We start from the raw sequence: 11,276 nt of genomic DNA on the forward strand, positions 1-11,276 counted from the left end.
GGTCGACCTAGCCCTGACACGAAAGATGGCAGGTGGTGTCACGATCAGCTGAACAAAGGAAACGACCTGGGCATTTGCCCAGGTCAGTACGGGTGCGCCGCCAGGGACTCGAACCCCGAACCCGCGGATTAAGAGGCTGGCCCAACCACTCCAGGGACGTCCGAAGCCGTCCGATCGTCCTGCTCGCTAATGGCTGATCGGGCGTGGGAGTCCGGATGAGTCCGCAGGAGTTCGTCGGCGTTGCTGCTCGCGTTGCTGCTCCTGCAGCGCGCAGGGCACCTAGCACAATGGACTGCCGAACTTCCCTCTGCATGTCAAGGCGCCGCTGACGCGGCGCACTGCCCCGGCCGCCCTTGCGGGCGGCCGTCCTCGGGCTCGCCGACGGGAGTGGAGCCCATAGGGTGGATGCCGTGTCGGAACGCACACTGAGGCTGGACGACGGCAGAGCGCTCGCACTGGGGGAGCGGACATCTGCCGGCTCGAAGAACGAGACAAGGTATGGCGCGTTGTCCGACGGACAAGGCGTGGTTGTGAAGATCGAGGGCGTGCATGGCCGACTCTCGAGGGAGCGGATCGCCCTGAGCTTTGCACGTGAGCATGGTGTGCCTGTGCCGAGTCTGGTCGGAGAGGGGAGGACGTCCGAGGGCCAGCTGTTTCTCGTGCTCAGCCAGGAGGACGGGATCCGTGCGACGGTGCCTAGCGGCTGGTATCGGCTCGGGCGTGATCTTGCGACCTTGGCGGGTGTGCCGATCGATGGATGCCCGTTACCTCGGGTGTCTCCATGCGAGTTTGCCCAGGACCACCGCAATCGCCTCGGCGTGGTCGAATCGACGCTGGACGCGCCCGTCGTGCGTAGGATCCATGTGGCAATCGAGCGGATCGGCCACGTGGAGCCTCTCACGCTCACGCACGGGGATCCCGGTAGTGGGAACTACCTCGACAACGGTGAGGGTGGCGTGATTCTTGACTGGGAGAACGCGACGATCGCACCCTTCGGCGTCGACATCGGGCGGGCAGCGTTCATCGCGCTGATGGACCTCGGCCACACCGGTGTGGCGGCCGACCTTCACGCCGCAGTCGTGCGGGGCTATCGCGACGGGCTTCGAGGCCATAGCAAGCTGAGCGAGGAGCTCCTGGCTGCGTCGATTGTCGTCGCCGGCCTGCAGTTCATCCATGGCCGCTTCGTACGGCCCTTGCGATCGGAGCGCACCCCCCGAGCCGCAGCCGCGGTACTCGACTCCTATCTCGCGATGGACGCCACGTACCCCTGACATGCCGCGCGGCACGGGCGAGCCTGTGGCGGATTTCCTGGCCGACGTCTTTGACCCGCTCGGCTCCGACCTGCGAGCTGGCTGGTTGCGACGACTACGGCGCAGAGTGAAGACTCGCCAATATGACCGAAGACGGCTGCCACTTCTGCGATCAACAGGCACGATTCCGCAAGGCCGACGTGTACATCGAGAACGATTTCTGCATCTTCTTCGCGGCGATGCGCGACCATGAGCTCCGAGCAGAAGCCGGCCTGCCTCCGGATGTCCTTCCAGGATCCGGAGCAATCATTCCCATCGCCCACCGGACATCCCCGTTCAACCTCACCGCAGAGGAGTGGACAGCGACACATGACCTCCTGGTCAAGGCCAGGGAGGCCCTACATGAGCTTCTGGCACCCGACGGGTACACCCTCAGGTGGAGCGACATGACGGGGCTCCATGCGCACCTGCATGTCATTCCTCGGTTCCACGACGAACCCATGTGGCATCAGGGAGTTCGATCCTCGATCAACGTCCCCGAGAACAGACGTCCCGACCCGTGGCACCCTGGAATCGGCCGGCATTCCCGGAAGCTTTGACGAGCTTGCGGCCGACCCGGCTTACGCCGTTGCTAACAACGGGGTGGGACGACCATGGACAGTGCTCGAGCTCGACCAGCGGACCACGATACGGACCGGCCGAGACCAGCATTCTGGTGTTGACATGGACGATCGTGGACGCACGTACCCAGTCCTTGGCGACCTACGGACAAGAAGGTCGCCGTGCCGCTTGCGTGCCAGACGAGGCGGACGATCATGGGCCGTCACGATGAACAGCGGTCACTACCACGCTGGTCGGCGGCGAGCCGATCGACGCTCAACCGAGCGCGAGCACCGAATATGCCTTTGCAAGGAAGGGGTGCGCGGATCCTGGCAGCGACCAGTCCGCAAGGCGGCGTCCCAGTAAAAGGCCGACCTCGCGACATGGGTCACGGTCACCGGTTCAGATCGATCCAGTAGCGCCTCACGGGACCATGCTCGCCGTCGCGGATGCCTTCCAGGACGCCGCCATTGCGTTCGATTGTGCGAGCCGAGGCGACGTTATCCGCGAGGCAGGGGATAAGAACGCGGTCCAGGCCCAGGGCAGCGCGTGCCTCGCCGAGCATCTCGCCCAGCCCCCAGCTCGCCAGACCGCGGCGGCGGGCGGACGGGCGTACGCCGTAGCCGATGTGGCCGATGTCGTCGTCGAACCAGTGCCGTAGGGAGACTCCTCCGAGTACCTGGCCGTCCTCGACGATCCACCTGGGTGAGCCGTGCCGTTCGTCCGGGCAGGGATCGCCGGCCGGGTGGGTCAGTCGGATCCGCTTGTGTACCCAAGTAGCGAAGCCGTCGGGTGAGTCCACGGTGTCGTCTGCGCCCAGGCCGAAGCCGTCCTCGTGGAGGCCAGGCCCCAGTCCTCGCGGCACTCCAGGAAGGCGGCGTGCAGGCGGGTGGTCGGCAGTCCCCGCGTGCAATTACGGGCGGTCAATGAGGGTCAATGATGGGCACCGACGGGCAGTCACGCTCCGCTATGGCCTGGTCAGTGTGGTGGGCAGGGACGGGATCGAATCGTCGATCTTCCGCTTTTCAGGCTGAGTCTGGTGTCACCGTCGGCCCAGGCGCTCGCTGTCCGAGATCCGCCAGCGCCCGGGCAAGCACACCTGCTGGGTCGTGGAGTACTCGGCATCCATCGCCCAGCACTCGGGCAGAAGCGCGATGAACCCACGCCGGCTCGGCTACACCGAGCTCAACTTGGAGGCCACTACGGAGACGTACGCGGCGTTCGGTCAGCCACGGGCACCAGTCTTTGGTCCGGATGAGTTTGGCGCGCGGGTCGAACGCTGCGATCCAGTCGAGGCCCTGAATGCGCCGCGGTCGGTCGGTCGTGATCAGCATGATGTCCACGTCGCTGGCCATCCGGGGATGGTCGTAGGCATATGACCCCACGACGGCGACGGCCAGGACGTCTGGCTGCTTGGTCGCCCACTCGGTCACGGAGGCTATGACCCGAGCCGCCTGACGTCGCCGGCCCTTCAGCCTGCACCCAGTGACCTGGTGACGAAGCCTCTTCGCGCTCATGCACGCCCAGTCTGGCAAGTCGGCACCACGTATTGAACCAGCCGGGCGTGCCATCACGTGCCAATACGACCATCGGGCGAGAGAAGAGGCGCCGAGGAGGCACCTCCCTGCACGATCGGCACGGTGATTGGCGGATCGTGCAGGGTGGGGGAGTACTGCGTCACGGACGTGCCAGGGTTCAGTCGGTCGTCCTCGTTGTACCGCTTGCGCAGTAGTGCCTCCGTGGGACGCCTGTCCGCAGTCGGAGGGGCGGACTCGACCGCGATCAGTTGGTCGGCGATGTCGTCGATGAGGGCGAGTGTGGCTTCATCTGGCGGGTAGTCCGGTCCGGGGAGTCCGGGCGGCGAGCACATGGCGCCCCAGCCGTCCCACAGCAACAGTTCGGCGGCGTAGCGGTGTGCAAGTTGCATCATGACGTAGTTGTGGATGAACCACATTCCGCCGAGATTGGATCCCGGACGACCGCCGAACAGGTTCGGGTCTAGATTTCCGGCGCGACAGCCCTTCCAGACCTCGGCGGCAGTACGGAAGGGAGCGTCCGCGCCAGCTGGAATGTCGTGTGGTGTCGGGAGCGCCTTGGTTGGCTCGGTGACCTTCTTCGGATCGAACCGGACCCAGCGCTGCGCCTGTTTGTCGTAGGCCTGCACGATCACATGGTCATGGTTGTAGCCCGGCCTGAGGTAACTCGCGAAGCCCACCAGCGAGCGAGCTGGGATGCCATGCTGGCGCAGGACTGCGACGCAGAACAGGCTGAGATCGCGGCAGCAGCCCTGGAGGCGCTCGGTCGGCTCGCGAAACTCGGCGAGTGGTTTCGCGTGTCGCTCCTGGTCTCTGTCCAGCATGACTGCGAGCCAGCGACTGTTGATGTCGTTTCGGGTGGATGGGGGAAGGTTCAGCCCCGAATACCGGTAGTGCACGACCAAGTTGCAGGCCACCGTTGACAGACTCGGTATGACGGTGGGCACCGCGTCCAGGAGCGGCGCGTGCATGCCGGGATCCGAGTACGGCGAGTGCGTACTCCAGTCGTCTGGATCGACCATGCGCTCGACCCTAGGACGCGTGATCGCATCCACGCCAGGCGAGGAGTGCGCCCCGGTGTCGGACCGACACGTCCCACACGCCCCGGATCTGTACAGCAGTAGGTCCAGCAGCCGACGGCCGCTACCCCCCCGCAGGGGTCAGGCAGGCCGCACGCTCCCCGCCGTCGGTTCCTTGCCCTCTGTGTGCCCGCAAGCAAGGGGCACACATGGCCCGGGAGTGGTGCGCGCTGCTGCTTGCGTTGCTGCTCGGGAGGGCTGGCCATGACCGACCGAAGCGGCGAAACCTCGCTTTACCAGCCGGTTTACGGGTGCGCCGCCAGGGACTCGAACCCCGAACCCGCGGATTAAGAGGGGCCTACTTCGGATGCATCACACGCTCTACCTGGGCATTCGCGTGAAGTAGGTGGTGACTGGTTGTACTGAGCGTGCTTTACGCGACCCCGTTTGGTGTCATGACCGGTGTCACGCGCCGACGAACTACATTTGCCTGCCAGGTGTGCCGACGGCTGACTAGATGTCCCGCTTCCGTGACGAGGCGGCAATGGCAGGCGAAACTTCCGATCCAGCCAGGCCATGGGGCCTTCTCCGTCCTCGTCAAGGTCTGTCCTCCGCGCGGCAGACCATCCTTGGGCGTGGAGGTGTGGCTCATGACTGGGGCATCCCGTAGTCATCAGCGAGCGGTTCGATGCGATCGTGATCGGAATGGGGCCAGGCGGGGAGACCGCCGCCAACAGGCTGATCGCGGCCTGCAAACGCGTCGCCGTGGCGAACAGCGGCTGATCCCGGCACTGCTGTTCGCGTGCGGCGGAGACTAGGGACGCGGCCAATTGCCGAGGTCGGCGTAGATGAGCAGTTCGCGGGCGTCTGCCTCGTGCTCGTCCGGCACCAGGATCCTGATCTGGATCGCGCTGATCGAGCCCTCGAGGACACTCATATTGCGGTCGGTGACCTCGTACGGGATGTCGGCCCCGCCAAGCAGCCCGTCGATGACCCGGATCACGCCAGGGTCGTCTGTCCGGACCAACTCAGCCATGCGCGACACCTTCGGTGAACGCGGAGTGAGCACCTCCGGTACCAGGCATGGGTCTGCTGGAGGAGCTCTCCGGAGTGGACCGACCAACTCGGCTCTCCTGGGGCCCCAGTTCCTCCTGAACTTCGTTCACAATGTCACCTCCCTCCCCCGACCCGGGCCAACATTCGCGACGACACGCAGGCCCACCACCCAGCGCCGGCGGCGGCTGCGGAACGCCGAGGACCCACGGCCCCCCGGGCATATTTGCACAACGCTCAAATGGGTCATTCTCCATCGGTCCGGTCACACTGTGCGGGGTGATCCGGCTCCACAGATGTACGTTCCCAAACTGACGGTTTTTGGATGGCCGATGCCCCGGACCTTGACTAAGAGGGAGGCCCTTTATGCCATTTCGGGGAGGCCTTCGCCCGAGGTGCGACGGAGACTCATGGGACGGCAAATGAAAAGGACAGACCCAAGGAAGCGCCAAATCGGGGGCTACCTGACGATCGTAACAAAGCTGGAGATCTTATGCGTTCGACAATCAGATGGCTCGCAGTCATCGCGACAATTGCAGTTGTGGCATTCCAGCTGAGCACCGGATTTGCCTACGGCGAACCGATCAGCCTCACCCGAACATCGGCTCCATCTGGAATCAATCCCGCTGATCCTGGGCCAGATCCTGCACCGCCGGATCAGCCAGCACCTGAGCCGGATCAGCCGGCGCCACCACCGGAGCCGGATGAGCCAGCACCTGAGCCGGATCAGCCGGCGCCACCACCGGAGCCGGATGAGCCAGCACCTGAGCCGGATCAGCCGGCGCCACCACCGGAGCCGGATCAGCCAGCACCGGAGCCGGATCAGCCGGCGCCACCACCGGAGCCGGATCAGCCAGCACCGGAGCCGGATCAGCCGGCGCCACCACCGGAGCCGGATCAGCCAGCACCGGAGCCGGATCAGCCAGCACCTGAGCCGGATGAGCCAGCACCTGAGCCGGATCAGCCAGCACCACCACCGGAGCCGGATCAGCCAGCACCGGAGCCGCCGGTTGATCAGCCGCCGACGGACCAGTGACCCGCCTCGACGCCAGCGTTCGCAGCTACGACCGACCAGCTGTATGCCGACGCGATGTGCCAAGGCGTGCGCCGGGGGCATCTGGAACCGCTACGCCCCCGGCGACCACAGCCAGTGACATCTACAGCCTCGGGCGCTGGAATACGACTACTCGATCAACGGGCCTGCGAGTCGACGGCCCGGGGCGTCGAACCGCCGAGGGGTCAACGCCCGCATCGCCCCGACGACGTTGACCAGTGGCTGCCGGCTGACGCGAGATAGGAGAAAGCGATGTCGCAGGACCCTTATGAGAAGGTACGGAACACACTGACCGAGCTTCAGAGCATCGCCCCGCCCTTTCTGGCTGCGGACGGGCAAGTGATGACCGTGCGGGTCGAGTATCCCCCCGGCGATCCCGGCGTCCCGCCGCATCGCCACCCCGGTGGGCCTTGTTTCGGCTACATACTGGAGGGCGAAATGGTCTTCGAGGTGCAGGGCGAACCGCCGCGGGTGGTGAAGGCCGACGAGGCATTCTGGGAACCGGGCGTGGACGTCATCCACTATCAGGACGCCAACAACCGCACCGACATCCCGCTGCGCTTCGTCGTGACGATGATCATGGCTCCCGGTCAGCCGATGCTCGTCTTCTTAGACGACGAAGAGCTCAAGCAGAGCGGTTGGGTTCGGCGGTCACCCGCCTGAGCCCTAGCCGAGGTCCTCGCAGCGAGGTTGTGGATGTGGACCTCCAACGTCAGCGTCTTATGAACGGGCAACGTTCCGCGATGTGCGTCAACCAGCCTTCCGTCCGAAGGCATATCGCGTCTTGAACAAGATGACGACGGCTGGCTCAGATCGAGGTCGTCGAACTCGAACGCATTCCTAGCTCGACCAGTCCAGCACGGTGCCGCGCTGGGAGTAGAGGTGGACCGCACTGCCATCAGTGACGATCCCGAGCGCTCGGCTAGTTGACTGAACCCGTCGAGTTTCGGCCCGAACGCGGCCGTGCCGGCCCGCGGTGAGGGAAGCTGACTGACAGCCTTGGCCAGCATTGGTTCCACCGGCCCAACAAGGAGCACACCTCACTGTCTGTCACCGCAGGTCGGTCTGTCGTCTCCGGTTTGACGGCGTTTGCCCAGGTCAAGCGGCGGCCTTCGGTCCATTCGTCGGGTTCGGCGAGGTCGGCGCCGACGAGGCGGATGAGCGTCTTCCGGTCGGGGAAGATGCTGACGACGTCGGTGCGGCGGCGGACCTCGCGGTTGAGTCGTTCTTGGGGGTTGTTGGACCAGATCAGGCGCCATCCCCGGCAGATCCGCACCCCGATGCCGGGCGGTCGCCACGTGCGACGTCGGTTCCCGACCGGCGAAGCCCTCGGCTGACCGGACGCGCAGGTCTTAGCTTCCTCGTCGAGCCGGCCGTTCAGGTCGTTGTCGCCGTGGACGCCGCTGTCGTCGGGGCTGGCGTCACTGGGGCTGGCGTCCCCGGGGTGTGACGTTGCAGGTCGGCACGGCGACTCCCACGCGTTGCGTTGCGTGGCGTCGGTGTCCAGCCCGGAGGTGCGCATTTGCTTCGGCCGGGATGACATCACGTTGAGAAGATGCTGGCCGGTTTACGACTGACGATTCCCGGTGAGGCTCCTTGTGGCCGGGCTCGCGTCTGGCCACGGGCGGGCCCCGAGGCGTCACCAGCTGCCACTGCATTGCTTCGGGCCGCCCGCCCTCCTTCCCGGACCAGCGAGTCTCACTTGGCGTTCGGCTACCGAGACCGATGCGCGGGTTCGGCCGAGGCGATGTCATGAGGCCTGGAGTCGGTGGGTGAGAGCGGTGTGACGGCGGTCGGCGCCGGGGGTGCGGACGGCGACAGCCAGGGCCTTATGGGAGCCGACGAGGATGACGAGTTTCTTGGCGCGGGTGATGGTGGCCCACCCAAGGCCGCGACAACGCCGAATGCAGGCATGTCGCAAGATCAGGATCGTGTCGCAAGCCAGATCCTGGGAGTGCCCCGACCCACAGCAGACCAGACCCAGGCCCGCCACAGCGGGTACTCGTGGTTGTGCAGGGCTTCCCAGCTTTCCGGCGACGGGACAGGGAGAACTCAACGAGGCCAGCACAGGAACTCCATTTCGCGGTCGGCGTGCTGAAAGCACACCGACCCCGATGCCGAAGAAGATGCTCACCGAATCCTCCAGCTCCCGATTGCATCGGCGACAACGAGGATTGCCGGGCGGCCAGCACAAAGAGCACGTAACCTCGTCGATCTCGTGGATGCATGGCGGCAGTAACAGCCCCCCGTTCGGAGATGCGTGATGGAGTCGACTGGCGTGCCGGCGCTACCACTCGTCCGGCCTGTCAACGGACCCCGAAAGTTGAGCCCTCACGGTTCCTCTGTTCTGCCGCAGGGGGTCAGCATTCAAAGTCCGGCGACACGGCCAGCCGCGGGGTCGGATCGGGAACTTGTCTGCCGGGATTTCGAGCTTGGCGAGAGCTGTTCCTCGTGCGGAGATGAGCCGCCGCAGGTAGTCGATGACCTCGGTCGCGCACGTCCAGTGCTGCCCGGTCTCGGTGTTCTTGCAATGCAGGAGGCCGTATCTGTTCGGCGTTGCGGGTTGCCCGAGGTGCTGGAGATCTCTCGGTACGGCCCCTCCCCGCCCAACTTCTCCGGCGTGAAGAAGGAGTACTCGACGGGTGTGAGCATCACCAGGGCTCCCGGGTCGTTTCCTGAGCCCGTGCATCCGGACCAGCTCGCGTTGCTGCCGGACGGTGTCGACATCGGCCGCCGCGGCAGCCGGCTCCGCTGTGATTATCACCGTGGCACGCTACGTCTGCGGAGGTGCTCGCCGGGTTCGTCCGTTCCGAGCGGGCGTCACCTTGCCTGCACGGGGGTGACCGTGCTCCCGCTGGTCCGGGACTCCGGCCGGGACCGGGCCGGCTGGGGCAGCGGCAGGCTGACGGTAGCGTATGAGGTAGTCCTGCCAGTTCCAGTGGCGTAGGAACGTCTTGGCAGCCTTGCGTCCATTGTCGTACAGGCGCTGTAGCTGTCTGCCGTCGAGGTCGAACTCGACGATGCCGGCGGGGGTGGTGTCGACGCGGATGGTTCGCGCATCTACCCAGGGCAGGTTGAGGCGGGTCTGGTCGTGGCCGGCGATGGTGGTGGCGACCAGGGAGGTCAGCAGGCGTATCGGCGGTAGCTGCGGAATGCCGAGGACCCACGGCCTTGGGAAAGTCATGACTTTGCGGAAGCCTTGGCCGAGGACCGGAAGCAGCTGCGTGTTGTCTTTGGGCAGCGTGGGCAACAGCTTGATTCCGAACGTGGGCCACCGTGGGGGCTGTCCGTCGGTACGGTCGAAGGCGTCGATGGGGAAGTTGGACAGTACCCCGCCGTCGACCAGGGTCGAGGCCATCCCGGTTTTGGGGTTGGTGAGGGTGAACGGTTCGAAGAAGAATGGGATCGACATGGAGGCACGGACCGCGTCGACGACCGGCTGTGTCCGTGGATCCAGTCCGTAGATCCGGCGGTAGTCCCACGGCAGGCGGACCAGCTGGCCCAAGGTGAGGTCGGTGGCCATCACCACCAAGCTGAACCGCTGGTCTTCTGCAAGGGTGGCGTCTGGGTCGTCGATCTGCAAATCCGCGAACGTCTTCACGCCCTGTTTTTCCAGTTGTCGGCCCAGCCATTCCTGGAGGTAATCGCCTTCGTAGATGCCGCGTTGGACGAGCATTGAAAGGCTTTTGCCGACGACGGGAATGCGGTCCAGGGGCGACTTGTCACAGAACTTGCGGTAGTCCACCTCGAGCATGATCTTCTGCAGCTCGTCCATCGGCATGCCGGCGGCCACCAAGGCTCCGGCCACCGCGCCTGCGGAGGTGCCGGCCACCCGCGGAAACTCATACCCTGCCCGGTCCAGCTCGTGGAGCGCTCCGACCAGGCCAATACCTTTGACGCCCCCACCTTCCAGCACAAGGTCGGCCTTCCTGGCTTCGGCCATCTTCTTCCCCCGTCCGCCTCGGCCGCGGCTCAATCAGCACCGTGGCGGCGTAGGGCCGTTCAGCAGCTCCTACTAGGAGACTCGCCCCAGTCCCGCCCGACGCCCCTCGCACATCTACCCCGTTCTCAGATACCCAGTCCGACCAGGATCGCGACATCCCGAAAACGGCGGCCTACAGCGGCGTAAGGCCTGAGCAGCTGTCGCAGAACCGATCTCAAGACGGCACGGCCGGTGGTGGCCCCGCAACCGTGAGGGAAACCGGAACGACGACCTGATCGCGGAGCCACCACAGCTCTCCACCCATGCCTTGTGCACCGGAGGAGTACTCCGACAAGACGTCGGAGACTGGCGCGGCAGCCAGTGGGTTCATGCCCAAACCGCACGACCCAAAACCGGTATCGATACCCTTCCCACCAGAGTTCGCCCAGGCCGAGCGCAGCCGCCGTCTACTCCTCGTCGGATAGGTGCCAACCGCCCGACGCGGCGGAAGCGGCGCGCACCACAGCACGGTGGGAACCGTACTGATGTAATCATGCTCGGCGTGGTTGGGCTGCCGCCCGAGATCGATGATCTGGATCTGGTAGCGCGAGCGCGACGAGCGCCTCGCGCTGCGCGGTGAGGTCTTGATCGACGGTCGAGACCGGGCGTAGCCGATCCTGGGATCCGGGGAAGACCGGAACAGGATTGACACGCTAAGCCTCGATCCGTGGACCCGGTGGCTGATGGTGTTGGTTCCGCGGCGGGTCGTGCAAAGGGAGTGCCTTCTGGGCTAGGAGAATCGGGAGTGCTGACGTCCTGAGCTCTGCCGAGCCGAGAAGGCAC

The 11,276-nt window shown here is 65.5% G+C and carries 10 protein-coding genes, 1 tRNA gene and 1 pseudogene; 3 read left to right on the forward strand and 9 right to left on the reverse strand.

From position 1 onward, the window contains the following. The first annotated feature begins 410 nt into the window (after nt 1-410). Both ABN028_RS12750 and ABN028_RS12755 read left to right on the forward strand, forming a co-directional pair. Nucleotides 411-1,271, forward strand: coding sequence for a phosphotransferase family protein (locus ABN028_RS12750; protein ID WP_349696735.1), 861 nt, complete (start codon nt 411-413; stop codon nt 1,269-1,271). 122 nt (nt 1,272-1,393) lie between these two features. Further along, the gene (locus ABN028_RS12755) at nt 1,394-1,849 is read left to right on the forward strand and encodes an HIT family protein (RefSeq protein ID WP_349696736.1); all 456 of its coding nucleotides are present in this window, start codon (nt 1,394-1,396) and stop codon (nt 1,847-1,849) included. A 395-nt stretch (nt 1,850-2,244) separates the two neighbouring features. Here the strand turns inward: ABN028_RS12755 and ABN028_RS12760 are convergent, their stop codons facing one another. The 6 genes from ABN028_RS12760 to ABN028_RS12785 all read right to left on the reverse strand — a co-directional run bounded on the left by ABN028_RS12760 (nt 2,245) and on the right by ABN028_RS12785 (nt 6,455). Next, nucleotides 2,245-2,715, reverse strand: coding sequence for a GNAT family N-acetyltransferase (locus tag ABN028_RS12760; protein WP_349696737.1), 471 nt, complete (start codon nt 2,713-2,715; stop codon nt 2,245-2,247). A 119-nt stretch (nt 2,716-2,834) separates the two neighbouring features. After that, a tRNA-Ser gene (locus ABN028_RS12765) sits at nt 2,835-2,905 on the reverse strand. Beyond that, nucleotides 2,876-3,283, reverse strand: coding sequence for a nucleotidyltransferase domain-containing protein (locus ABN028_RS12770; RefSeq protein WP_349696738.1), 408 nt, complete (start codon nt 3,281-3,283; stop codon nt 2,876-2,878). Before ABN028_RS12770 ends, ABN028_RS12765 begins: the two co-directional genes overlap by 30 nt. A 137-nt stretch (nt 3,284-3,420) precedes the next feature. Beyond that, a complete protein-coding gene (locus ABN028_RS12775; protein WP_349696739.1) occupies nt 3,421-4,407 on the reverse strand; it encodes a transglutaminase domain-containing protein in 987 nt (328 codons plus the stop codon). Nucleotides 4,408-5,218: 811 nt separating this feature from the next. Then, the gene (locus tag ABN028_RS12780; protein WP_349696740.1) at nt 5,219-5,440 is read right to left on the reverse strand and encodes a putative signal transducing protein; all 222 of its coding nucleotides are present in this window, start codon (nt 5,438-5,440) and stop codon (nt 5,219-5,221) included. Nucleotides 5,441-6,074: 634 nt separating this feature from the next. Beyond that, nucleotides 6,075-6,455: a hypothetical protein gene (locus ABN028_RS12785; protein ID WP_349696741.1), complete on the reverse strand. Its 381-nt coding sequence runs from the start codon at nt 6,453-6,455 to the stop codon at nt 6,075-6,077. 308 nt (nt 6,456-6,763) lie between these two features. Between ABN028_RS12785 and ABN028_RS12790 the strand changes: the two genes are divergently transcribed. Further along, nucleotides 6,764-7,174, forward strand: a complete 411-nt coding sequence (locus ABN028_RS12790) for a cupin domain-containing protein (protein WP_349696742.1) — start codon at nt 6,764-6,766, stop codon at nt 7,172-7,174. A 439-nt stretch (nt 7,175-7,613) separates the two neighbouring features. Here the strand turns inward: ABN028_RS12790 and ABN028_RS12795 are convergent. The 3 genes and pseudogenes from ABN028_RS12795 to ABN028_RS35345 all read right to left on the reverse strand — a co-directional run. Next, a pseudogene (locus ABN028_RS12795) lies at nt 7,614-7,769 on the reverse strand (transposase); the annotation flags it as partial. A 1,515-nt stretch (nt 7,770-9,284) separates the two neighbouring features. Next, nucleotides 9,285-10,454 carry a patatin-like phospholipase family protein gene (locus ABN028_RS12800; protein WP_349696743.1) on the reverse strand — a complete coding sequence of 390 codons (1,170 nt, stop codon included), beginning with the start codon at nt 10,452-10,454 and terminating at the stop codon, nt 9,285-9,287. A 214-nt stretch (nt 10,455-10,668) separates the two neighbouring features. Further along, a complete protein-coding gene (locus ABN028_RS35345) occupies nt 10,669-11,145 on the reverse strand; it encodes a circadian clock KaiB family protein (RefSeq protein WP_502879178.1) in 477 nt (158 codons plus the stop codon). Nucleotides 11,146-11,276: the final 131 nt, after the last annotated feature.

Source organism: Actinopolymorpha sp. B17G11 (genome assembly GCF_040196095.1).
In the GTDB taxonomy this organism is placed as follows: domain Bacteria; phylum Actinomycetota; class Actinomycetes; order Propionibacteriales; family Actinopolymorphaceae; genus Thermasporomyces.

Excerpts from the sequence above, each read along its gene's own strand:
- ABN028_RS12755 (WP_349696736.1), top strand. The coding sequence starts at position 1,394 with ATGACCGAAGACGGCTGCCACTTCTGCGATCAACAGGCACGATTCCGC.
- ABN028_RS12800 (WP_349696743.1), bottom strand. The coding sequence starts at position 10,454 with ATGGCCGAAGCCAGGAAGGCCGACCTTGTGCTGGAAGGTGGGGGCGTC.
- ABN028_RS12775 (WP_349696739.1), bottom strand. The coding sequence starts at position 4,407 with ATGGTCGATCCAGACGACTGGAGTACGCACTCGCCGTACTCGGATCCC.
- ABN028_RS12790 (WP_349696742.1), top strand. The coding sequence starts at position 6,764 with ATGTCGCAGGACCCTTATGAGAAGGTACGGAACACACTGACCGAGCTT.
- ABN028_RS12780 (WP_349696740.1), bottom strand. The coding sequence starts at position 5,440 with ATGGCTGAGTTGGTCCGGACAGACGACCCTGGCGTGATCCGGGTCATC.